Origin of the sequence: Pseudomonas sp. FP1762 (genome assembly GCF_030687105.1) — a bacterium.
Taxonomy (GTDB): domain Bacteria; phylum Pseudomonadota; class Gammaproteobacteria; order Pseudomonadales; family Pseudomonadaceae; genus Aquipseudomonas; species Aquipseudomonas siliginis.
The window spans coordinates 712,780-735,103 of sequence record NZ_CP117458.1 but is presented as its reverse complement, the minus strand read 5'-3'; the positions used below and the strand labels follow the sequence as shown (position 1 = coordinate 735,103).

The window sequence follows — 22,324 nt, the reverse complement described above, 5'->3', positions numbered from 1 at the left end:
CGCTTCAAAAGCCCCTCACCCCAGCCCTCTCCCAGAGGGAGAGGGAGCTGACCGCGTTGCTTTGAAATTCTCCACCGACCTGGAATATCGAGTCGAACTCACGCTTGAGAGCGACGAAGATCGGCTCCATCTCCCATTCCCGGAGAGAGAGGGAGCTGACCGCGTTGCTTTGAAATTCTCCACCGACCTGCAATATCGAGTCGAACTCACGCTTGAGAGCGACGAAGATCGGCTCACTCTCCCATTCCCGGAGAGAGAGGGAGCTGACCGCGTTGCTTTGAAATTCTCCACCGACCTGCAATATCGAGTCGAACTCACGCTTGAGAGCGACGAAGATCGGCTCCCTCTCCCATTCCCGGAGAGAGGGGGAGCTGACCGCGTTGCTTTGAAATTCTCCACCGACCTGGAATATCGAGTCGAACTCACGCTTGAGAACGACGAAGATCGGCCCCCTCTCCCTCTGGGAGAGGGCTGGGGTGAGGGTGTTTCTGCCGCTACAATCCCCGCTCCCCCAAGGAGCCTGCATGTCCTCACTGATTACCGACTGGCGCGACCGCCCGACTCACCGCAAGGTCTGGGCGCTCGCCGCGCCGATGATTCTTTCCAATATTTCCGTGCCGCTGGTGGCGCTGGTCGACAGCACTGTCATCGGTCACTTGCCCCATGCCCATCAATTGGGCGCGGTGGCGGTCGGCGCCAGTCTGTACACGTTTCTTGCCTGGGCGATGGGTTTTCTGCGCATGGGCACCACCGGATTTGCCGCCCAGGCTGCCGGGCGCAGCGATGGCGCGGCGTTGCGGCAGATTCTCTTGCAGGGCCTGCTGCTGGCAATGGGGCTGGCCGTCGTGCTCGGCACTCTTGGCGTGCCGCTCAGCGGCGTCGCTCTGCACTTCATGCAGCCGTCGGCGGAGCTGGATCAGCTGACCCGGGAGTTTTTCCACACGCGCCTGTTTGGCCTGCCCGCCGCGCTGGCGACGTATGCGCTGGTCGGCTGGTTCCTCGGCACGCAGAACGCCCGAGCGCCGCTGGCGATTCTGCTGAGCACCAACCTGATCAACATCGTGCTCAACCTGTGGTTTGTGATTGGCCTGGACTGGGGCGTGGTCGGCTCGGCGCGGGCTTCGGTAATCGCCGAATGGAGCGGCGCCCTGCTCGGCCTGTGGCTGACGCGCACGGCATTGCGCGCCTATCCGGGGCAGATCATCTGGTCGGCGCTGAGAGTCTGGCAGAGCTGGCGGCCGCTGCTGGCTGTCAACCGTGACATTTTCATCCGCAGCCTCGCCCTGCAATCGGTGTTTTTCCTGATCACCGTGCAGGGCGCACGGCTCGGCGATGCGACCGTAGCGGCCAACGCGCTGCTGCTCAACGGCCTGCTGCTGACGGCCCACGCACTGGATGGCCTGGCCCACGCAGTCGAAGCCTTGTGCGGCCATGCCATTGGCGCGCGGGATCGCCTGGCATTGCGTCGATCGCTGGTGGTGGCCGGCGGCTGGTCGCTGATCGCCAGCCTCGGGTTTGCCGTGCTGTTTCTGCTGGCGGGGCACCTGTTCATCGAGATGCAGACCGATATTCAGAGCGTGCGCGAGACGGCGTTCCTCTACCTGCCCTACCTCGCCGTGCTGCCGCTGATTGCGGTGTGGAGTTACCTGCTCGACGGCCTGTTCATCGGCGCCACCCGTGCGCGGGAAATGCGCAACGGCATGCTGCTGACGGTGCTGCTGTTGCTGCCGTTCGCCTGGTTTTTGCAGACATTGGGCAATCACGGCCTGTGGATATCTTTTCTGCTGTTCATGGTCTTGCGCAGCGTGACCCTTGGCGCGCAAGCCCTGTGGCTGAAACGCCGCGATGGCTGGTTCAGCGGCAAGGCTCACTGACGGACAGTCAGCCCGCGCCCCACTGCCGACGCAGGAAGTCGAGCCGTTCCGGCTGCGTCAATCCGGCCGGCGGCACAACCAGCACGGCGCGCGGATTGAGCAGGCGCAGCCACAGCCAGCCATCCAGCACAGCACGATCGCTGAAACCCAGCGCCAGACCTTGTTGCACATGCACAGCGATCGTCTGGTAATCAACGCTCAGAGACTGGCACCAGCGCCAGATGTGCTGCTCCAGCAGACAGGTTTGCAAGCGCTCGCGCTGGCGCCGGGTCAGGCTTTCTTCGATGCCCAAAGGTTCGACGAGCAGGCCGGGATTGCGCAGCTGTTGCCAGCCCTGACTGCCGATGGCGCGGTCGGCCCAGGTGCCGCCAAACCAGCGCAACTGGCGGATTGGCCCGAGCCAGCGACTCAGTTGCGCGGCGTCGCAGGCGTCGAAGAAATAGCTGGCGGTCTGACGGTTGTAATAGCTGAGCAAGGCCCGGTGATTCAAACCGAACGAGACGGTAAGCATGCGCTGCAAGTGGCTGAGCAGCTGCTGCGCCGGTATCTCGCAGCTCAGCAACAGGCCACGCCAGGTGTCCGGATCGCGCAGGCACAAGGCGGTCAATGCCGGACTCTCGCGCAAGTCGACGAGGACCGGACCGTGCTCACTGACCGGCTGAAATTCGGTGCCGTCAAACAATCGGTGACGCTGCACATCGGCAAAGCCCTGGCGCAAGGTCAGCAGGGCGCGTGCCGCGTCCGGGGTATCGAGCAACAGCCATTGCGCCATGGGCTCAAGCGCCGCGCCGCTCATCGTGCGCTGCTCTGATCGAGCGCGGTGAGCAGCCGGCAACTGCACACGGACTCGGCGCAGTGGTTGAAGCTGCCACCGCCCGGCATCAGGCACAGCAGCAGCAACGGCTCGCCAGACTGCAACAGTTGCTGCAACCCATCGCTCACCAGCAGTTCTGGGAGCGATACCGGATCATCGTCCTCGACCGCAGCCTCTGGCAACACTGAGGGCTGGAGCACGCCACTGACCACCGGCTGATCGGGATCGCCCTCAAGAAAACTCACCACCACTTCCACACCATCAGCGAGTGCCGCCGAGGGCAGCTCGTTCAAGTCAGGCGCGAGGGGCAGCCAGCAATGACTTGGCGAAGCCCCTTCGCCCTGATAGAGCCAGTCGAATTGCACCGCCACCGGCCGCGAGCAATCCGGCTGCGGCTCATCGACGGTGACCACCCAGGCTCGCTGCAGGCTGTGCATGCGCTGCTTGGACTGCGCAGCGGCGGGCGCACAGACGGGTACCCGCGCGGCCGCGAACAGGCGATTGCAATAGGGCGGTTCGAGAGACTGATCGGCACGGTGCTCGATGCGGGTCAGCAACCATGGGCGGTTGCATTCGATGAAAGGATGGTCGTCCAGGGGCAACCACTGACCGCTGCGCAAGGCGGGCAGATCGCTGTGGCCTTCGGCACTGGGGCCTCGCTGGCTGGCCTGCGAGTCTTCGTGCAGTTGCCATTGGCGGACGGCTGGAGCGACGCCACGCTGGTCATGCTCGCCCTGATAGGGCGCGACGTCTGCATGGGGCATTCGCGTCGGATCGTCGCCGAACACCAGGCAGTGCCTGTCGCGGTGATGCTCGAAGTAATAGTGAATGCGCGCCTCTGCGCACAGGCGCTGGAGCAGTTGCAGATCGGATTCGCGGTATTGCGTGCAGAAGGTGCGGGTCGGGTAGTCGCTATGCAGGTCGAAACGTCGTTGCAAGCCGACGATGCCATGCTCGCGCAGAACCTGTTCGATGATCTGCGGCACGCAGCGGCCACTGAAAATGCGCTGGCTCAAACGCAGGTCGAGGCAGTCGAGCCTCGGCCCGAGACGCACTCGACACAAACGCAAGCCATGGCCATGCTCGTGCTGGACAAGGCTGTGCAACTGCCCGTGCACACCCTGGCCGGGCGCGCCGAAGCACAGGAACGCAGAACGATGCAGCAGGCTGGCAAGATCCAGATGCGGATCGTCGATCACCACATCGATCTCGAAGGCAAAGGGTTCGCTGAGCGCTTCCCTTCCGGTAAAGGCGAGAACTTCGAAGGGGTCGGACAGGCCCGCTACATCGAGACGAAACGACGGCTCGTTGACTGGATCGAACATGGGCGGATCTCTACAGGAGGGGCGGCCGGGGATTCTCGCCGAGAGGCATGGCCGAGTAGAGAGGCGAAGTACAACTTAGGAAATGACCTACGCGAAAAGCAGACCAGATGAGTTTGCTGACCGTGATCGCACAGGTTTTCGTGAAAAAATCAGGAGATGTCCCACCGGGTTGTCCGAATTTTCCACAGCTTGCGGAAAAAAATCGGACAACCCGGGCGGAACGCTATCGGGTCTCAGGAAGACAGATAGGAGGAGCGGGTCAGGCCCAGTCGCAAGGCATCGAGGAACTGCGTGCGCTCGCTGGCACTGATGCGGGCACTGGCGCACTTGTCGCGGTAGTGCGTCATCAGTTCTTCCGGCGACAAGTGCACGTAACGCAGCATGTCTTCGATGGTGTCGTGGGTCTCGATACCGGCGTGGTACACGCTGCCATCGGCGTTCTGGTAGATGTTCACCGAGTCGGTGTCACCGAACAGGTTATGCATGTCGCCAAGGATTTCCTGATAGGCGCCGACCAGGAACACGCCCAGCAGGTAATCTTCGCCTTCATTCAACGCGTGCACCGGCAGGCTGGTTTCGATGCTCTGCTCGTCGACGTACTGGTTGATCTTGCCATCGGAGTCGCAGGTCAGATCCTGCAGCACCGCGCGGCGCAGCGGCTCTTCGTCGAGGCGATGCAGCGGGATGATCGGCAACACCTGATCGATCGCCCAGGTGTCCGGCAGGCTCTGGAATACCGAGAAGTTGCAGATGTACTTGTCGGCCAGCTTGTCGTTGAGTTCGTCGAGCACCTGGCGGTGCGAACGCTGACGCGCTTTCAGCGAGTTGTGCAAGCGACGGCACACGGCGAAGTAGCACTGCTCGGCGAGGGCTTTTTCCGCCAGGGTCAGCTTGCCGTCGGCGTACTGCGCGGCCACGTCGCTCATGTAGTGGGTGGCGCGCCAGTAGGTTTCGGTGACCATTTCGATGTCGGTCGGGCCGAGCAGATCGACCAGCCACTGCACGGTTTCCGGCAGGCTTTCCTTGTTTTCGATCAGCGGGATTTCGTCGTTGTGTTTCTCGACGTCGGTGACCTGCACAACCAGCATTGCGTGGTGCGCAGTCAGCGAACGGCCACTCTCGGAGAAGATGTGCGGATGCGGCAGACTCTGCGCGTCGCAGAATTCCTTGAGCATGCCGACCACGACACCGGCGTAATCGTCCATGTCGTAGTTGATCGAACTGGCGTTGCGCGAATGCGTGCCGTCGTAGTCGACACCGAGGCCGCCGCCGACGTCGATGTGATCGACCGGCAGACCGAGGTTGCGCAATTCGCCGTAATAACGGATCGCTTCCTTGAAGCCGTGCTGATAGTCAGCGAGGTTGGCGATCTGCGACCCCATGTGGAAGTGCAGCAGGCGGATGCCCTGATCCAGACCGGCGCCACGGAAGCGCTCGACCACCGACAGCAGTTGCGCCGCCGACAGACCGAATTTGGATTTTTCGCCACCGGTGTCCGCCCATTTCGACGAGGCCAGCGACGACAGGCGCACGCGCAGACCCACCTGCGGCTTGACCTTCAGCGAGGCGGCTTCTTCGATCACCAGGCCGACTTCGGACTCTTTCTCGATGACGATGAACACGTTATGGCCGAGCTTCTGGCCCATCAGCGCCAGACGGATGAACTCGCGGTCCTTGTAACCGTTGCAGACGATGGTGCCGCCCTTCGGCGCCAGCGCCAGCACCGCCAGCAGCTCAGGCTTGGAGCCGGCTTCCAGACCGATGGAAACGTTCTGGGTGGCGATGATGTTCTCGATCACCGCTTCCTGCTGGTTGACCTTGATCGGGTACAGCGCGGTGTATTTGCTCTGGTATTCCAGGCGCTCGATGTTCGAATCGAAAGCACCGGTCAACTGACGGACACGGTCTTGCAGGATGTCGGGGAACCGCACCAGCAGCGGCAAGGACAAACCGCTCTTGCGCAGTTGGTCGACTTGCTCGAACAGATCGATAGGCGAGCTGCTCGGGCCGTTCGGACGTACTTCGACGCGACCGGCTTCATTGATCGCGAAATACCCGGCCCCCCAATGGCGAATCCCGTAAACGCTGCGGCTGTCCGCAACTGTCCATTGGCTGCCATCGTCTTTACGTGTGCGTCGTACGGACATCGAAGTCCCCTATAAAGAAGTCAGAGTGCGTCGCCTGAAGTGCAGGCCGGCGCAGTCTAAAGAATGAAAATGACGGTTCGTCAGTGCGGCGGTAGACCGCACTGACTGCGTGGAGTTTAGAAACCGGTCATGAACAGGCTCTGTGAAAACCATGGCGACGACGCCGGATCCGAGAACACTCGAAGCCGGATCAAGCCGCCGGAGGGTTTCACAGAGGCTGCTAGCCGCCGGACTTCTTCGCTTTGAAACCGTGCTTGATCAGCTCTGCCAAGAGTAGCTCGACGTGATCGCCCTGGATTTCGATGATGCCGTCCTTCAACGCCCCGCCGGTGCCACAACGTTTCTTCAACGTCGTCGCCAGCTCCTTGAGCGCGTCTTCGGCCAGGGGCACGCCGGTGATGGTGGTCACCGTCTTGCCGCCACGCCCTTTGCTTTCGCGACGCACGCGGGCAATGCCGTCACCGGCCGGGATCACGGTTTGTTTGCAGATACAGGCGTCCACCGGCTTGCTGCATTCCGGGCAATGACGACCTGCGTCGGTGGAAAATACCAGGCCGCCCAGGGCGGCGAAGGATGCGGCTTTCTTGGCCACCGGCAATCCTCTCGGGAGGACAAAGACTGATCGCAACCTTGGGCAAGGTCAGCGACCGCGAAGCCCCACTCAGGCAGGGGCAGCGCTACTGCATCGGAAAACTTTGAACGCTGGACTGAATCTGTAGGAGCTGACTCGTGCAACGAGGCTGCGATCTTTTGATCCTGATCTTTGGAAGCAAGATCAGAAGATCGCAGCCTTCGGCAGCTCCTACGGCAAATCTGCAGGCCAACCTCAAGCTATCCGGTGCAGCTTGAAAAGGTCGCGCAGTGTAACGGCAAAAATCGCGATTGCTAAGTGCCAATCGGCGCCAATTCATGTGTTCTTTGCGACGTTGCTTTGCTGCGCCTTGAGATAGCGCCTTAACGCGGCCAGAGAGTCCGGGCAATAAGGCTTTTCGCTGATTTCGCGCATGACCTGTTCGACAGGGATGAATCGCGCTTCGAGGACTTCTTCCGGCTGCAGTTTCAGCGGCCCGTCCCATACAGCGGAAAATGCCGAACACCACAGACGATTGCCGGTGTCTTCGAAATAGAAGTGATCGTGAGCGGTGAGTTCGACGCCGCTGACGCCCAGCTCTTCTTCCAGCTCGCGCGCCGCCGACTCGGCATAACTTTCGTCGGCCTGGACCATGCCGCCTGCGGCAACATCCCAGTAACCAGGATAAATCGCCTTGCTCAACGTACGGCGGTGCACGCACAGCTCACCGGCGGAGTTGAACAGCATGATGTAAGTGCCACGGCCAATCAGCCCGCGCTCACGCAAATCGGAGCGCACCAGAGCGCCGAGCAGGTTGTCCTGTTCGTCGACCCAGGCGATCTGTTCAGCGTCCGAGGCGGCGCGATGGGCCGCCTCTCTTGTAGTCTGGCTCACGTATCAGCCCTGATTGAGCAGTTGACGCAAATCGATCACCGCAGCGTTGGCCCGGGAAATATAGTTGGCCATGACCAGCGAGTGGTTGGCCAACACGCCGAAACCGCTGCCGTTGAGAATCATCGGGCTCCACACCGGCTCTTGCGAAGCCTCCAGCTCACGGATGATCTGGCGCACGCTGACGGTGGCGTTCTTCTTCGCCAGCACATCGGCGAAGTCGACTTCGATGGCGCGCAGCAGATGCGACAGCGCCCAGGCCTGGCCGCGTGCTTCGTAGAACACGTTGTCGATCTGCATCCACGGGGTTTCCACGACCTCTTCGTCAACCTGCGGCACTTCGCCGACTGCCGGAACTTCGGTCTTCAGCGCAGTGTTGAGCTTGACCCGGCCGACACTGGCCGACAGGCGTTGCGACAGCGAACCGAGACGGGTACCGACATCGCCCAGCCAGTTGTTGAGGTTGTCGGCGCGCGCGTAGAACAGCGCGTTTTTCTGGTTCGGATCAGACAAGCGCGACTGATAGCGGCTCAGGGAGTTGATGCCTTCCTGGTATTCCGACTCGCTGGACGGCAGCACCCAGCTCTTGTTGTCGAAGTTGAAACGCGGTTCGGCCTTGGCCAGATCGGCGTCTTCGGCGGACTGCGATTGCGAACGGGCAAAATCCTTGCGCAGGGCGCGGGTCAGGTCACGCACCTGCACCAGCACGCCGTATTCCCAGCTCGGCGTGTTGTCCATCCACAGGCCCGGCGGGAAACGGTCATTGGAAATGTAACCGCCCGGCTTGTTGAGCAAGGTGCCGGCAACGGTCTTCAGGGTTTCGACCGTGGTGTAGCCGACCACCATTTGCTTGCCTTCTTTCTCGGCAGCGACCTGGGCGTTCTGCGCCACCGGAAACAGTTCCGGCTCCTGGCTCCAGTACCAGCCCAGCGCGATGGTGACCAGCAAATACAGACCGATCACTGTGGCCAGCGCCCGGCTGAACAGCAGCCCGCCGACATAGCTGCGGGTGGCCGACTTGGGCTCGGCGGCACGTTCAGGCGCGCTGCCCGCGCGGTTTTTCCAGTCCAGCATGGCGATATCCTTTCAATCACTTGGGTTCAACGGTTCGACCACAACCATACAACAACGTGCCAAGGCCTAGCACCCGCTATCGCGGTACTGGCGCAAAACAAGCGAAGGGTGTCGCGAACGAAAGGATAGACGCAGATTTCAGACGTTGAAGATGCGCAGCGAAAGCTGCCGCACTTGGTCGTCGGTAAACAGATGTGCAATGCCTTGGGCATCAGTTCGGCGCTGACTGGGTATTCCATCGATCATGGCGATGTAGGCCTGCGCGGGCAACGGCTGACCGGTCACGCTGTCGACCAGACGAAAGATTCGTGCGGTGCGCGTGGGCTGCTCGGGCGGGTTGTTCATCAGATCGAGCACGGCCTGGTGGAACACCGCTTCGGCGCCCTGCCAGTAGCCATAGTCGGCCTCGGCTTTGATCAGGCACCATTCACCCTGTTTGATCTGCGCCAGGACTTCGCTGTCCAGATTGATCATCAAACCGGCCCGCAGTTGATCCAGACCTTCGAGCGGTTGGCGCATGCTCAACAGACTGCTGACGTGCGCCAGCGCCTCCTCCACGCAGCAGACATGCTGGCGCTCGTGGTCGGTCAGGCTCAGTTCACGGACCAGCCTCATCGAAGTCCCTCGCCTTGCCACTCGTCCGAACCCATCGTCCGGCTGATTTCGTGGCGCCAGTAGATGCGCCGGTAGCTGAAGTGGATTTTCTCCAGTTGCGTAAGGTGCGACGTGCCGCTGTCGAGACAGTGCGGCATCAATAGTTCGCTGCCGACGACCAACGCACCCTCCAGTTCCACCGTGTAGAAGTGCTCCTGCACGCCGCTGGCCGAAGTGCGATAGAACTCCACGCGGCATTCGCTCAGCAACTCGCCGCTGGACAGCGCCATATTCAGCAAGGGCGAAGCCTTGTCGAGGGTTTTGGTGATGATCAATGGCCTGTGCATCCGCCGCCCGGCGCCCTGATCCTTGGGGATGTACATGCCATGGCTGAGGGCCTGCACCATGATCTTGTCTTCGCGCCCGCTCTGGTAGGTATTGCCCACCGAGGCTTCAGTGAAAGCGCCGGCGGTGATCAGGCCCTGGCGGCTGCCGTGGATGGTCATGAAGGCTGGGATGGGCATGAGATGGCTCCTTTTTCGGGTAGAGGTGGGAGGAAGTGATGGGATTCGATGCGGCGATCTTCGATTTCGTCGAAAGGAATCCAGGGTTTCGCCACGGCGAGAGTGATGAGGTAGCGCTCCTGATCGAGATGTCTGGAATCTCTGAAGCGTCCTAGAATCAGCATTGCCTGGTATTTGTCGCCGGCCTGCCAAAATGACCGCCCAGAAAGCACTCCTTGTCTGACGTATGCGCGCCATTCGGGGGTGTCCGTAATTGTCGGGTCGCCCTGCGTACCCATCGGTTTCCAGCCTTTTGCGCACCATTGGCTCTGCAGATCGGTAACAACCTTCATGGCGTCCTCAATCAGCAGAGGTTCGATTTGCGGAGACATGCGGATGCTCACGGTCAGATTGTTGACGAACGTCACGGTGAAAAACCGAGCCAGCGGTGTCTCGAACCCGTACTGCGGATCAACGAAGCGCAGACGTGCATCCGTCTTCGGAATGCCACCGGAAACAGTCTTGCTGCCGCGATCCCACACACTGAACGGAGCGGTTGAATGTGCCTCCATGTACTCGTAGGTTTCGCCGATCCTCAAGGTAATGACTGGATCATTCCATAGCGGCTGCATCAATTGCCGCAAGGCGGCCAGTGCAGCAGCGGAACAAACAACCATCCACACCCACCGACGTAGGCCGATTTGCCCAAGGCGCAAGCTCATCAGCCCTCCTCACGCACCGCAATCTCGCGAATTGACTGCGCCAACAATTCTCTGTTGCTGTCGTTGAGCAACAGATCAAAACGACTTGCCGCCCGCAGCACAAACTTCATTCGCTGGTCGATATCGGACAAATCCGCCAGCGGGCTGCTATCAAAATCAATGGTCCGGCCATCATCGACACGTTGGCATTGGCTGGTCAGCGTCAGCTCGATGGCCTGAGCGACGCCGGAAGGGAAGTTGGTGACATAAGAAAAATGATTGCCGCGCAAAAGCGCAACCAGGTGGCTGTTTTCGTAAATGGTCGGCTGGAGAATATTTTGCTGCTCGTGCCACGCCAAATGCTTCACGCTTTCGGCGATTTTCCCAGCCTCTATTGCTTCAAAGGCCACCTCTATCTCGGGGTATGCATCCCCGAACCTGAGGGTGTCTTGCCCGACCGGCCAAAGCACCGGCCACTTCGCATGCCCTTGAATCTTCTCCCGGTCGCGAAGACATTTCTTCAACTCCGCCAATCCCCGCACCGCATAAAACTGATGCAACGGATAAACATCCAGAAACAGCGTGGTATTGCCCATCGCCATCATTTTGTAGACATGCCGGAACTGTTGCTCGGCCACCGACAGCTCTTCACCTGGCACCCGGGCATCCATGACAGACAGCGGATTACGCGCCTGAGCCTGTTGATATTCACGCAGGTCTTCGGCCTGTCCCGGCATTTTTTCCGGCGTGAGCAATCCGGATTCGCGTCGGCTGTCTCGCAGCCGCTGCCGCGCTTCGTATTCCTCGCGGATGCGTTCGATACTCTGTGCCGCATGCAGCAAGCCACAGCCGACCTGCTTGGAGGCAAACGCCGCCAGGCCCGCCCATTGAAAACGTGAGTCGTGCAACCACAACCGGGCATAAGCCGCGTTGATCGCCCGGTTGCGCGCGACCGGATCGGCAATCAGCACGCCGTTCGGGGCGACAATTGCCTCGGCGGCGCGCTGATAGCGCCGCCAGAGGCATTGGCAGGTCAGCACTGGCACCTCTGTCACCTGCACCCGCTCGCCGTACAACAGCTCTTCGTCGCAAGCGCAGTCGTCGATGGGCCTGATGTTGTGATTGAGGCGCTGGGCATCACTGGCGAGTTCGGTGAAACATTGGCTCATGATGGAAGGGCGGCAGCTAGGGGAATCCCTGAACCGTACCAGCCAATCTGGCCGGTGAAAGCGCGTAGAAGAAAAATCAGAAAGCGCTGTCAGACGCCGCCTATCAAGACCGGTGAAATGTCGACAGCGCTGGCCGGATTGCTCGCAAAATCCCAGCATGCGGGCACTTGGTCGAAATCAGAGGTAAAAACAAAACCACCCGGTCAGAAACTGAATCGTGTCGTCCAGCAGATTATTGACGTACGACACTCGTCTAAGGGAAAAGAGGTGCTAGCATAGAGCCACCAGTCGATCTCAGCATGCACCCTAACTAGTAGTCAGGATATGACCGAGCCAGAAGACCCCAGCCGTGAGCGTCTCAAGCACCACTTTGCCCAGCGGGTAATTCATCAGGCACGTCAGATTCTTGAGATATGGCAGCGCCTGCAACGCAGTGAGTGGTCCACCGTCGATCTTGCCGAACTGAGCGAGGCGAATCTGCGTCTGCTGCGTTTTGCCGAGCGCTTTGAACAGCCGGAACACACTCAGTTGGCGCATCACATCAGCCAGTCGCTGCAAGCGGTGGATGCCAACCGTGGGCGCCTCAGCAGCGGCCTGATCACTGATCTGAATCGGTTGATGCAGCGCCTGTCGCGTACCGGCCTGCGCCATGGTGATCAGCTCGACCAGACGTTCCTGCCGCCGCTGCGCAAGCCGATCTACGTAATGTTGCAGGATCACGACCGCGCCGAACGCCTGGCCAAGCAGCTCGAATTCTTTGGCCTCAGCGCGCAGGCACTGGACAGTGTCGCGGCGTTTCGCTCGTCGATGGTTGAGCGCTTGCCCGCGGCGATTGTCATGGACGTGGATTTCAGTGGCCCCGGCATCGGCCTGAAACTCGCCGCCGAAGCTCAGGTCGGCCTCGAAGAACCGCTGCCGCTGCTGTTCTTCAGCCTGCACGAAACCGACACCCCGACCCGCCTCGCCGCCGTGCGCGCCGGTGGCCAGGAATTCCTCACCGGCACCCTTGAAGCATCGAGCCTGCTGGAAAAAATCGAAGTGCTGACCTGCGTCGCCCAGTACGAGCCCTATAAGGTGCTGATCATCGACGACTCGCGCGCCCAGGCCTTGCACACCGAGCGCCTGCTCAACAGCGCCGGGATTGTCACCCGCACCTTGATCGAACCGATTCAGGCGATGGCCGAACTGGCGGATTTCCAGCCGGACCTGATCATCCTCGACATGTACATGCCGGCCTGCACCGGCACCGAGCTGGCCAAAGTCATCCGTCACAACGACCGCTACGTCAGCGTGCCGATCATTTACCTGTCGGCCGAGGACGATCTGGACAAGCAGCTCGACGCCATGAGCGAGGGCGGCGATGACTTCCTGACCAAGCCGATCAAACCGCGACACCTGATCACCACCGTGCGCAACCGCGCCGCGCGGGCACGTAACCTGAAAGCGCGGATGGTCCGCGACAGCCTCACCGGCCTGTACAACCACACGCACATCCTGCAATTGCTCGAAGACTGCTCGTTCCGCGCCCGCCGCGAGAACAAGCCGCTGAGCTTTGCCATGCTCGATATCGATCACTTCAAACGGGTCAACGACAGCCACGGCCACCCCATGGGCGACCGGGTGATCAAGAGCCTGGCGCTGTTTCTCAAACAGCGTTTGCGCAAGACCGACTTCATCGGCCGTTACGGCGGCGAAGAGTTCGCCATCGTCATGCCCGACACCGATATCGACGCGGCGCATAAAGTCCTCGACGAGATTCGCCAGCGCTTCGCCGAGATTCATTACCCGGCGCAGCCGCAGGATCTGTGGTGCACCTTCAGTGCCGGCGTGGTGGAAATGTGCGATGACTCCGACAGCCTGATGATGGCCAGCCAGGCCGACGAAGCGCTGTACCGTGCCAAAGGTGCCGGACGCAATCGGGTGCAGACCGCGCGGCAGTCAAAGCAAAGTGCCACTTTTTCATCGGAATCCACTGATTCGGTCATAACCTTGTAATAGAACCGCAATAAATTCAGGCGCTTACCATTCCTGCCGTTGGTAGCCGTCATGCGCCTGAAGTTGCTCACCAATCTCAACACTCTGCTGCTGGTCGCCGTCTGCGTGGCCCTTGGCGCCACGCTGTGGTGGTCGCAAAAAGCCCTCGAACGCCCCTATCTGTTGATGGAGCGTTACCTGGGGCTGTCGCAACAATTTCAGAATGAAGTGGCGCGCAACGTCGAGGATTATCTGGCCAGCGGTGACGCGCTGCGCCTGAGCAGTGCCGCCCAGGCTATCGACAGCGTGCAAAAGCAACTGGGTGACCTGCCCCCGGCGCTGGCCGACACGGTACGGCCAAGCCTGTCGAGCCTCGATGAATTCAGCAAAACCGACCTGCTCGCCGCCGGCAAACTGGCTGGCGATCCGCAGGCGCTGCTGTTGCAGGCCGAACGCGAACTCAGCGCCAGCCTCGACCAGCTCAATACCTACGCCAATGGCAACGCCGCCTACCTCGCGCCACTGCTTGCCGCGTCGCAGCATCTGGGCAGACTGTCGCTGGCGCGGGACAAACTGGTGAGCAGCGGGCGCAGTGAACTGGCTGCCGATGTCGAGCGCGAAGTGAGCAACATGCGCGCTCAGGCCGAGGCCATCGATGCCCTGCCCTTGCTCGGTGTGGTCGCCAGCAACGAATCGAGCAGTGACGATTTCGCCGCGCTGATGGGCATCGAAACCACTGATAAAGCCGCCGCCGAAGATGCCGGTGTCGGCCTAAAACGCGAACTCAACAGCTTGCTCGGCCGCTATCCGGCGGAACTGACGCGCACCCGCGAGCAGATCCAGAAACGCGCCGAGCTCAGCGCCGCGACTCACGAAAAAATCGCCAGCGTGCAACACGCCATCGCCGGCCTCGAACCGGTGGTACGCGCGCAACATGGGCAGATCCAGGGCGAAGTGCGGCTGATGCAAGGCGTGATGATCGGCCTGATTCTGCTGATCGCCCTCCTCATCGATACCTTGCAGCGGCGCCTGGCCCGCACCCTGACCAACCTCGCCCCAGCGCTGTCGACCTGGGCCGAAGGCGATTTCAGTCGCGACATCCAACTGGGCAAGACCAATCGCGAATTGCATGACATCGAAGCGTCGCTCAACCGCTTGCGCGCCTATCTGGTGGATCTGGTCGGCACCATTCGCGGCAACGCCGAGCAGGTCGCGGGCAGCAGCCGCACCCTCGCCGAACTGAGCAATGACCTGCACAGCGGCGCCGAACATCAGGCCGGCGATACCGCGCTGATTCGCGATTCGCTGGGGGAACTTGAGGCGACCATTCAGCAAGTGGCCGGCGATGCCCGTCAGGCTGCCGACGCCAGTCGTCATGCCGGTCTCGCCGTCGAGCATGGGCAGGCTGTAATCGGCCAGAGCCTGACCGGACTGCATGCGCTGGTCGGTGAGGTTCAAGGCAATGCGCAGATGATCGAACATCTGGCAGAAGAATCAGCAACCATCGGCGGCGTGCTGACAGTGATTCGTTCGATTGCTGACCAGACCAATCTGCTCGCCCTGAACGCCGCGATCGAGGCGGCCCGCGCTGGAGAGATGGGCCGTGGTTTTGCCGTGGTCGCCGAGGAAGTGCGCTCGCTGGCACAACGCACCGCCGGGGCCACGGCGGAAATCCAGACACTGATCGCCGGCCTGCAGACCGCCGCGCGACAATCGGTCGAAGGCATGCGCGCGCAGGTCGAACACGCCGAAGCCACGGCCAGTCAGGCGCAAGCGGCGGACGGTGCACTGGACAAAATCGTTGGCGCGATCCAGACCATCGCCGACACCGCCGTGCGCATCGCCGATGTCACCGCGCAGCAAAGTGGCGCGGTCAGCGAGATCCGCGATCACAGCGAGCGCATTCATCAATTGGGTGGGGATAACCTGCTGCGCATCGGCCAAGGCCGCGAACAGGGCGAGAACCTGTTGGTTCTCGGCGGCCAATTGCATACGGCCGTTCAGGCCTTCCGCGTCTGACATACCACCTTCGCGAGCAGGCTCGCTCCCACATTGGAATGCATACCCCTGTGGGAGCGAGCCTGCTCGCGAAGGCGCCAGCCCAGTCACTACAAATGACCGGATCCTGATCCTCGGTCACAAATTTCGCGCAAACATCGCCCATCGTGCCGCCTATTGCATGGAACTGGACAGTCACAAAGGCTTTGCGGCATAGTCGCCGGGTTCTGACGACTGCTCATTGATAACAAGGACAACGCAGATGGCGACGCTACTGGTGCTGCACGGCCCCAACCTGAACCTGCTCGGCACCCGGGAACCGGGGACCTACGGGTCGACGACCCTGGCGCAGATCAATCAGGATCTGGAGCGGCGCGCCCGTGAAGCCGGCCATCATCTGCTGCACCTGCAAAGCAACGCCGAGTACGAATTGATCGATCGCATCCACGCTGCACGCGGTGAAGGCGTGGACTTCATTCTGATCAATCCGGCGGCTTTTACGCACACAAGTGTCGCATTACGTGACGCGCTGCTGGGAGTGAGCATCCCATTCATCGAAGTGCATTTGTCCAACGTGCACAAGCGCGAACCTTTCCGCCATCACTCCTACTTCTCCGATGTAGCGGTAGGAGTGATCTGCGGCCTTGGCGCCAGCGGTTACCGACTGGCCCTGGAGGCCGCACTAGAGCAGCTTGAACACCAAGCTATACGCCCCTGACCGACCCTTGGGAGTTGATGATTCATGGATATCCGTAAAGTTAAGAAACTGATCGAATTGCTGGAAGAGTCCGGCATCGACGAGCTCGAGATCAAGGAAGGCGAAGAGTCCGTACGCATCAGCCGCCACAGCAAGACCCCGGCGCAGCAGTACTACGCGCCAGCCCCGATGCAGGCTCCGGCCGCTGCCCCTGCTGCCGCGCCAGTCGCTGCCGCTGCTCCGGCCGCCGCTGCTGCACCCGCGCTGAACGGCACCGTGGCCCGTTCGCCGATGGTCGGCACCTTCTACCGTAAATCTTCGCCAACCTCGCCTGCCTTCGTTGAAGTCGGCCAGACCGTGAAGAAAGGCGACACCCTGTGCATCGTCGAAGCCATGAAGATGATGAACCACATCGAAGCTGAAACCAGCGGTGTGATCGAATCCATCCTCGTCGAAGACGGCCAGCCGGTTGAGTACGACCAACCGCTGTTCACCATCGTTTGAACCGCGGAGAGCCTTTGATGACTGCGAAGTTGGAAAAAGTTCTGATCGCTAACCGCGGTGAGATCGCCCTGCGGATTCTGCGTGCCTGCAAAGAGATGGGCATCAAGACCGTCGCCGTTTACTCCAAGGCCGACAAAGAGCTGATGCACCTGGGTCTGGCAGACGAATCCGTCTGCATCGGCCCGGCGTCCGCCGCTCAGTCTTACCTGCACATTCCGGCCATCATCGCTGCCGCTGAAGTGACCGGCGCTACCGCCATTCACCCAGGCTACGGTTTCCTCGCGGAAAACGCCGATTTTGCCGAGCAGGTCGAGAACTCCGGCTTCGCCTTCATCGGCCCGAAAGCCGACACCATCCGCCTGATGGGCGACAAGGTATCGGCCAAGCACGCGATGATCGAAGCCGGCGTACCGACCGTTCCTGGCTCTGACGGCCCGCTGCCGGAAGACGAAGAAACGGCGCTGCGCATCGGTCGTGAAGTCGGCTACCCGGTGATCATCAAGGCCGCCGGTGGCGGTGGTGGTCGCGGCATGCGCGTGGTGCACAAGGAAGAAGACCTGATCGCCTCGGCAAAACTGACCCGCTCCGAAGCAGGCGCGGCGTTCGGCAACCCGATGGTCTATCTGGAAAAATTCCTCACCAACCCGCGCCACGTCGAAGTGCAGGTTCTGTCCGACGGCCAGGGCCACGCCATCCACCTGGGCGACCGCGACTGCTCGCTGCAGCGTCGTCACCAGAAGGTTCTCGAAGAAGCACCGGCACCGGGCATCGACGAGAAGGCGCGCCAGGAAGTACTGGCTCGCTGCGTCAAGGCATGCATCGACATCGGCTACCGTGGCGCCGGTACTTTCGAGTTCCTCTACGAGAACGGTCGTTTCTACTTCATCGAAATGAACACCCGTGTTCAGGTGGAGCACCCGGTTTCGGAGATGGTCACCGGTATCGACATCGTCAAGGAGATGCTCAGCATCGCCGCTGGCAACAAGCTGTCGTTCACTCAGGATGACGTGGTCATCCGCGGTCACTCGCTGGAGTGCCGGATCAACGCTGAAGATCCGAAGACCTTCATGCCGAGCCCGGGCACGGTCAAGCATTTCCACGCCCCAGGCGGCAACGGCGTTCGCGTCGACTCGCACCTGTACAGCGGTTATGCCGTGCCACCGAACTACGACTCGCTGATCGGCAAGCTGATCACTTACGGCGCAACCCGCGACGAAGCCATGGCACGCATGCGCAATGCCCTGGACGAAATCGTGGTCGACGGGATCAAGACCAACATCCCGCTGCACCGTGATCTGGTTCGTGACGAAGGCTTCTGCAAGGGCGGTGTGAACATTCACTACCTCGAGCACAAGCTGGCCAAACAGTCGTAAGGCTGAAGCGGCATGAAAAACCCGATCCCTGCGGATCGGGTTTTTTTATGCCTGCAACAAGCAGATCAGACCATTACCGTGGAGAACGCCTGCTGCTCGACCATTGTGGCAGATGCCCCCAGGCCAGCCTCATCGACCACCGCTCCTGCTGCGTTTTCATGTAACGGTCTGCGGGTGAACCGCCTCGTAAAGTTTCGGGCACGTATCGAGAGCCCGTCCGTGGCATAACTCGATCTGGCGATAAGCGGGTTGTACAGCCTGCCAATCTGACCAGCGGAATGCTTGAACACTCTCGAGACTCCATTGTTCAGATTCAGCACCACGCCATAGCTGTTGCCCAGGCACGACGAGTATGACCAGTAATCCCAGGTCGGCTGCAGGCCCTGTTCGCGCAACACGCGCCTGACCGGACCGCCGATGTCGGCGCCCGCCGACAGCCAGTCGCCACCCACCAGCGTGGCGCGAATGTTCTGCGGTGTTCCCCCCAGACGCTCCAGCACCTGCGTGACACTTCGCTCGATCAACGGGCGAATATTGTGATCAAAATGAATGACCGCCCCCACTCTCGTCGTCGGGTTATACAGCGAGGCGATGACGCAACTCTGCGCATTCAGGGAAAACAGGTAGTTATCTGGCGATCCCGGACGAAAATGCGCCACCACGGCCTCGCCCTGCAGCGCGCCGCGGTTCAGCACGGGCTCGACACCTCCAGGAAAAGCATCATTCAAATTGTTCACGCGCCCAAGGTTGCGCACGTTGCCACCTGTTAGTCCGACCCTGGCGTGTGTCCACTTGCCCCCCGGAGCAAGCTGAATCGGTTGCTGATAGATGGCGGTCGGGCGACGGGCATCGATCAGGCTCAGCCCACCGAAATGCGGATTTTCCCTGACCAGAAAGTACTTGCCTCTGTTGCGAATGTAATAGGCCGGTTGCGGCTGTGCAGCGCTGGGCGGGCTGCGCCAGGTGCCGAAAAAGACGCCTTCTTCGCTCACCCTTTGCAAATGTTCGGGCGTCTTGCTGACGGCCTGCCTGGCATGAAAGCGTACTTCCCGGATCGCCGGCAGCGCGTCCCTGCGTAGCGGAGCCACGGTATTCAGACGCTCTGACAACAACGAGACCGGCCTCATGGTGTGCTTCAGACTTCTGGCCGCACCGCCCAGCCACTTGATCGCACTGCCGGCGCCGACCATGGCAAACAGCGCCCCCCACGACGCCTCCAGCCAGTGGCCGAGCGCGCCATCGATGTCGCCCTCCAGATGCGCCGCGACCGCCTGACCAGCGCTGACGGCAATCAACACAACGTCAACCAGCAAGGCAAACGGAGGAAACACCATGCAAAACGGTGCAGCTGCAAACATCAGCCCCTTGACCACTTGGCGTTCGATCATTTGCGCGCGGCTGGTGGTGATGTCCTGCACATCCGTGACCGCGCGCTCGATGTACGCGTTGAACTCGCTACGGGCGTCAATCAGGCGCTGCGCTTCGTGCAGCGTATCGACGCGTTGTTTTTTTGCCGCAATCGCATACAGGGTGCGTGACACGATGCTGCGCGCAGCAACCGGCGTACGCGCCATCAAGTAGTCATGCAAAGCGCCGGCGATGTCGCCGAACAGTGACTGATATGCACGTACCACAATGCCGTCGGGGGCATCAGGCGTGTACAGCCACCAGGACGGCTCGGGGTCGAACGAGGTCAGCACATACACCCCGAGCACGACGTGATGGCGCACGGTGAACCTGAACACGCCGTCACTTTCAACCATGCTCGCGCCCGGAAAATGCGTACCCGGTGCTGGCACCTCGCTCAACAGAGAGACCTGACGGACCAGCGCCGAATACACCGCGTCGCTCAATCGCGCCTGACTTCTGGCCACGCGTAAATCCCGGTCCATCTTTGACAGCAGTACGTTGCGGTAGGCAAAGCGACGCGGTTCGTAGGCAGCATCACGCGGGTCGAGATATTTGCCACGAATCTCGCTGGCGTATTTTTCACCCAGCCACGCCCGGCGCAGATACAGCGCCAGATCGGCGCTGCGCACCTGGCTCAGATCCTGGCCAACCGACGATCGCACGCCTTTTTTCGGATGTTCGATGCCGGAGTTGTCATCGTAGCCGTGAATGGCCAGGTCGAGCAGCGTGGCCACCTGCTGCTTCCTGCGGTCGGCGACGCCAGGGTTGTAATCGATCAACACAGTGGCCGGATCGACCGGTTCCAGCACGTTCTTGCTGCGCATATAGGGCGTGATCGCTGCGGCAACCGAGCGCCTGGCGAAATCGACAAAAACCTCGAAACCGCCCAGCAGCTCGTTGAAAACCTGCTGATGAACGATCAGTTCCTGATTCAGACTGCTGATGCGCCGGCGAGCCTCGAGCGCGAGCGTCGTGTACCAGCGCAGCGAGTTGTCCTGCTCGACCCGCTGCAGGTTGTTTGCCAGGGCCATTTTTGCAGCGGCTTCGACGCACTCGTCGAACGGCAAGGGCGTTCGTCGAAGGTCACTCTGCATGCCCCAGAGAGCAGGACTGGCCGCCGCAGCCACAAGATAATCACGTGCCGGGTGATGTGCAGCCGGCGAAAGCTGCTGCAACAGATACTCGCGACCGGATTCGCTCTGCGTCCAGCTCCATACTTCGCCGGTCAACGCCGCAATCGAAGGCAACCGGACCCACTCCTGACCGTCGGGTTTGTTGGGCGCGTACAGCACCAGGTTATTCACCGCTTGCTCAGTCTCTGCCTGGTAGAACACCAGAAGATCGGCGCATTGCATGCCGTTGGGCAGCGTCAATGCGGCCACTTGCAACGGTTTCATTGCCGCTTGCCCAGACCACATCTGCTCCAGACGCTCATGGTCGGAATCCGCCAGATGAGCTGCGCAGCGCGCGACGAATGCGCTCTGCCTGAGCCGTACGGTGAACCAGTCGATGAGTGCCTTTTGCACGTCGGTGCGCTGGTACTGCTCGGCGAGGGCGCGCAGGTAGTCCGCCGGATAATCCTGTTCCGCCAGCATGTCGGCAATGAATGCCGGCTTGAGTGACTGGTTGCGCAATGGCGCAGGACTGGTGATCTCCAATACCGCTGCGAAGTCCTGACCGATCGGCCCGCATGCCAGCAGGTCACTGAGGCTGCGATTGTGGGTCGGCTCACCGACCGCCGAGCGCCATCTGAGCCGCACGTCGATCCGGTCTGGTTCAACCGCCATGTCGAGCTTGAGCTGAATGTATTCGATGGCCTGCTGGCGGGCAAAGTCGCGCAACGAGCCGTGGCCCTGCAGCAGGTCATCGAGAGCTGCCTGCGCCAGTGACGTCTGCTCCTGATAATCGCGCAACAGGGCGCGATCCGGCTCCTTCAGCGCTTTGATCCATGACGGCAGTTGCGCGAAGGAATGCGCCTCGAGAATCTTTTTCTCTGCGCCGGTTGCCAGGGCAGTCAACCGGTACCGACGCGTGCTGCGGGCGTGAACCCGGTCGATTTTGCTGCGCAATTGATCCAGTGTCAGGCCCGCCAGTTGGTCACGGCGCAACAGCAACTCGATGTCCTTGATATAGCGCCGCAGCTTGCGTTTGATCAGACGATCGAACAACGCCTCCTGCCCCTTTGTCGCCCAATGTTCTCGCAGGTATTTTTTGTACTGGTCGAGGAAGTGCAGCGAAACGCTATCCACCGTCCGGATCACATGCTCATGACGGCTGGACGGTAAACCGGGGTCAGCGCCCCCCGGCCAGCGAAATGGCGCGTCCTGGAGCGCCAGGAACATGACTGGCCGGCCGTCGATAAGCTTTTGCAGAATGGCGTCAAGCAGCGCAACCACAAAGCCCGGGGCGAAATGGCCGTTCGGGTAATGCCTGCGCAGTTCAGTCAAAGCGAAATGCTCCAGCGCCTCGAGCAACGTCATCTGGCTGTTCAAGCGCTTGTCGATCATCACCTGCCAGCGCGTGATGCGCAGCAGGATCTCCTGCACCGACCCCGTAGACGCAGCGGCTATCGGTGGTTTTTCTTCTACAGTTCCTTGTTGATCCGCCATGTCGTCCAGCCTTTTGTTGCGTAGAGATGAGCGCTCACTCTATTTGCCGACAAAAGTGCTCAGGCCATAAATATGTATATCGCGGCCGCGAATGTG

18 protein-coding genes are annotated in these 22,324 nt (G+C 61.0%); 6 read left to right on the top strand and 12 right to left on the bottom strand.

Annotation, left to right across the window (positions count from 1 at the left end; translation table 11 throughout):
- Positions 1-4: 4 nt before the first annotated feature.
- Entirely contained in the window at positions 5-526 is a 522-nt protein-coding gene (locus PSH90_RS03080; RefSeq protein WP_305382138.1) for a hypothetical protein, read from the bottom strand.
- Between PSH90_RS03080 and PSH90_RS03075 the strand changes: the two genes are divergently transcribed.
- Positions 525-1,874 (top strand): MATE family efflux transporter, encoded by a 1,350-nt coding sequence (locus PSH90_RS03075; RefSeq protein ID WP_305382137.1) that lies wholly within the window; start codon positions 525-527, stop codon positions 1,872-1,874. The two genes, PSH90_RS03080 and PSH90_RS03075, sit on opposite strands and share 2 nt — an antisense overlap.
- Before the next feature lie 7 nt (positions 1,875-1,881).
- Here PSH90_RS03075 and PSH90_RS03070 read toward each other — a convergent pair whose 3' ends face one another.
- From PSH90_RS03070 to PSH90_RS03025, 10 genes are all read right to left on the bottom strand, one after another.
- A complete protein-coding gene (locus PSH90_RS03070) occupies positions 1,882-2,670 on the bottom strand; it encodes a DUF4123 domain-containing protein (protein WP_252868741.1) in 789 nt (262 codons plus the stop codon).
- On the bottom strand, positions 2,667-4,013 hold the full coding sequence (locus PSH90_RS03065) for a type VI secretion system Vgr family protein (protein ID WP_305382136.1): 1,347 nt from the start codon (positions 4,011-4,013) through the stop codon (positions 2,667-2,669). The genes PSH90_RS03070 and PSH90_RS03065 overlap by 4 nt, the downstream gene beginning before the upstream one ends.
- A 233-nt stretch (positions 4,014-4,246) precedes the next feature.
- A complete protein-coding gene (speA, locus tag PSH90_RS03060) occupies positions 4,247-6,160 on the bottom strand; it encodes an arginine decarboxylase (protein ID WP_016771856.1) in 1,914 nt (637 codons plus the stop codon).
- A gap of 220 nt (positions 6,161-6,380) precedes the next feature.
- A complete protein-coding gene (locus tag PSH90_RS03055) occupies positions 6,381-6,752 on the bottom strand; it encodes a translation initiation factor Sui1 (protein WP_007914613.1) in 372 nt (123 codons plus the stop codon).
- Between the two features lie 315 nt (positions 6,753-7,067).
- Positions 7,068-7,625, bottom strand: a complete 558-nt coding sequence (locus PSH90_RS03050) for an NUDIX hydrolase (protein WP_041480663.1) — start codon at positions 7,623-7,625, stop codon at positions 7,068-7,070.
- Between the two features lie 3 nt (positions 7,626-7,628).
- On the bottom strand, positions 7,629-8,696 hold the full coding sequence (locus PSH90_RS03045) for a DUF2333 family protein (RefSeq protein ID WP_041480664.1): 1,068 nt from the start codon (positions 8,694-8,696) through the stop codon (positions 7,629-7,631).
- 138 nt (positions 8,697-8,834) lie between these two features.
- Entirely contained in the window at positions 8,835-9,311 is a 477-nt protein-coding gene (locus PSH90_RS03040; RefSeq protein WP_041480665.1) for a hypothetical protein, read from the bottom strand.
- Positions 9,308-9,814: an Hcp family type VI secretion system effector gene (locus tag PSH90_RS03035; protein ID WP_305382135.1), complete on the bottom strand. Its 507-nt coding sequence runs from the start codon at positions 9,812-9,814 to the stop codon at positions 9,308-9,310. The genes PSH90_RS03040 and PSH90_RS03035 overlap by 4 nt, the downstream gene beginning before the upstream one ends.
- Positions 9,793-10,515 carry a hypothetical protein gene (locus PSH90_RS03030; RefSeq protein ID WP_256808188.1) on the bottom strand — a complete coding sequence of 241 codons (723 nt, stop codon included), beginning with the start codon at positions 10,513-10,515 and terminating at the stop codon, positions 9,793-9,795. Before PSH90_RS03030 ends, PSH90_RS03035 begins: the two co-directional genes overlap by 22 nt.
- The gene (locus PSH90_RS03025) at positions 10,515-11,663 is read right to left on the bottom strand and encodes a hypothetical protein (RefSeq protein WP_305382133.1); all 1,149 of its coding nucleotides are present in this window, start codon (positions 11,661-11,663) and stop codon (positions 10,515-10,517) included. The genes PSH90_RS03030 and PSH90_RS03025 overlap by 1 nt, the downstream gene beginning before the upstream one ends.
- A gap of 324 nt (positions 11,664-11,987) precedes the next feature.
- On the opposite strand from PSH90_RS03025, the gene gcbA reads away from it, so the two are divergent.
- The 5 genes from gcbA (at position 11,988) to accC (ending at position 18,209) form a co-directional block, all read left to right on the top strand.
- Positions 11,988-13,658, top strand: a complete 1,671-nt coding sequence (gene gcbA, locus PSH90_RS03020; RefSeq protein WP_016771860.1) for a diguanylate cyclase GcbA — start codon at positions 11,988-11,990, stop codon at positions 13,656-13,658.
- Positions 13,659-15,107: 1,449 nt separating this feature from the next.
- Positions 15,108-15,656: a methyl-accepting chemotaxis protein gene (locus PSH90_RS27450; protein ID WP_370593508.1), complete on the top strand. Its 549-nt coding sequence runs from the start codon at positions 15,108-15,110 to the stop codon at positions 15,654-15,656.
- A gap of 241 nt (positions 15,657-15,897) precedes the next feature.
- Complete coding sequence (aroQ, locus tag PSH90_RS03010) at positions 15,898-16,353, top strand: type II 3-dehydroquinate dehydratase (protein WP_016771861.1); 456 nt, start codon at positions 15,898-15,900, stop codon at positions 16,351-16,353.
- Positions 16,354-16,377: 24 nt separating this feature from the next.
- Positions 16,378-16,836 (top strand): acetyl-CoA carboxylase biotin carboxyl carrier protein, encoded by a 459-nt coding sequence (accB, locus tag PSH90_RS03005; protein WP_016771862.1) that lies wholly within the window; start codon positions 16,378-16,380, stop codon positions 16,834-16,836.
- Between the two features lie 17 nt (positions 16,837-16,853).
- On the top strand, positions 16,854-18,209 hold the full coding sequence (gene accC, locus PSH90_RS03000) for an acetyl-CoA carboxylase biotin carboxylase subunit (RefSeq protein WP_024011424.1): 1,356 nt from the start codon (positions 16,854-16,856) through the stop codon (positions 18,207-18,209).
- 65 nt (positions 18,210-18,274) lie between these two features.
- Here accC and PSH90_RS02995 read toward each other — a convergent pair whose 3' ends face one another.
- The gene (locus PSH90_RS02995; RefSeq protein WP_305382131.1) at positions 18,275-22,228 is read right to left on the bottom strand and encodes a type III effector 1; all 3,954 of its coding nucleotides are present in this window, start codon (positions 22,226-22,228) and stop codon (positions 18,275-18,277) included.
- Positions 22,229-22,324 lie beyond the last annotated feature (96 nt).

What these genes read in the sequence shown, in the direction of transcription:
- PSH90_RS03035 (WP_305382135.1), bottom strand. Translation starts at nt 9,814, where the DNA reads ATGCCCATCCCAGCCTTCATGACCATCCACGGCAGCCGCCAGGGCCTG.
- gcbA (WP_016771860.1), top strand. Translation starts at nt 11,988, where the DNA reads ATGACCGAGCCAGAAGACCCCAGCCGTGAGCGTCTCAAGCACCACTTT.
- PSH90_RS03065 (WP_305382136.1), bottom strand. Translation starts at nt 4,013, where the DNA reads ATGTTCGATCCAGTCAACGAGCCGTCGTTTCGTCTCGATGTAGCGGGC.
- accC (WP_024011424.1), top strand. Translation starts at nt 16,854, where the DNA reads ATGACTGCGAAGTTGGAAAAAGTTCTGATCGCTAACCGCGGTGAGATC.
- PSH90_RS03075 (WP_305382137.1), top strand. Translation starts at nt 525, where the DNA reads ATGTCCTCACTGATTACCGACTGGCGCGACCGCCCGACTCACCGCAAG.
- aroQ (WP_016771861.1), top strand. Translation starts at nt 15,898, where the DNA reads ATGGCGACGCTACTGGTGCTGCACGGCCCCAACCTGAACCTGCTCGGC.
- PSH90_RS02995 (WP_305382131.1), bottom strand. Translation starts at nt 22,228, where the DNA reads ATGGCGGATCAACAAGGAACTGTAGAAGAAAAACCACCGATAGCCGCT.
- PSH90_RS03040 (WP_041480665.1), bottom strand. Translation starts at nt 9,311, where the DNA reads ATGAGGCTGGTCCGTGAACTGAGCCTGACCGACCACGAGCGCCAGCAT.
- PSH90_RS03070 (WP_252868741.1), bottom strand. Translation starts at nt 2,670, where the DNA reads ATGAGCGGCGCGGCGCTTGAGCCCATGGCGCAATGGCTGTTGCTCGAT.
- PSH90_RS03045 (WP_041480664.1), bottom strand. Translation starts at nt 8,696, where the DNA reads ATGCTGGACTGGAAAAACCGCGCGGGCAGCGCGCCTGAACGTGCCGCC.
- PSH90_RS03025 (WP_305382133.1), bottom strand. Translation starts at nt 11,663, where the DNA reads ATGAGCCAATGTTTCACCGAACTCGCCAGTGATGCCCAGCGCCTCAAT.
- PSH90_RS03030 (WP_256808188.1), bottom strand. Translation starts at nt 10,515, where the DNA reads ATGAGCTTGCGCCTTGGGCAAATCGGCCTACGTCGGTGGGTGTGGATG.
- PSH90_RS03080 (WP_305382138.1), bottom strand. Translation starts at nt 526, where the DNA reads ATGCAGGCTCCTTGGGGGAGCGGGGATTGTAGCGGCAGAAACACCCTC.
- accB (WP_016771862.1), top strand. Translation starts at nt 16,378, where the DNA reads ATGGATATCCGTAAAGTTAAGAAACTGATCGAATTGCTGGAAGAGTCC.
- PSH90_RS27450 (WP_370593508.1), top strand. Translation starts at nt 15,108, where the DNA reads ATGATCGAACATCTGGCAGAAGAATCAGCAACCATCGGCGGCGTGCTG.
- speA (WP_016771856.1), bottom strand. Translation starts at nt 6,160, where the DNA reads ATGTCCGTACGACGCACACGTAAAGACGATGGCAGCCAATGGACAGTT.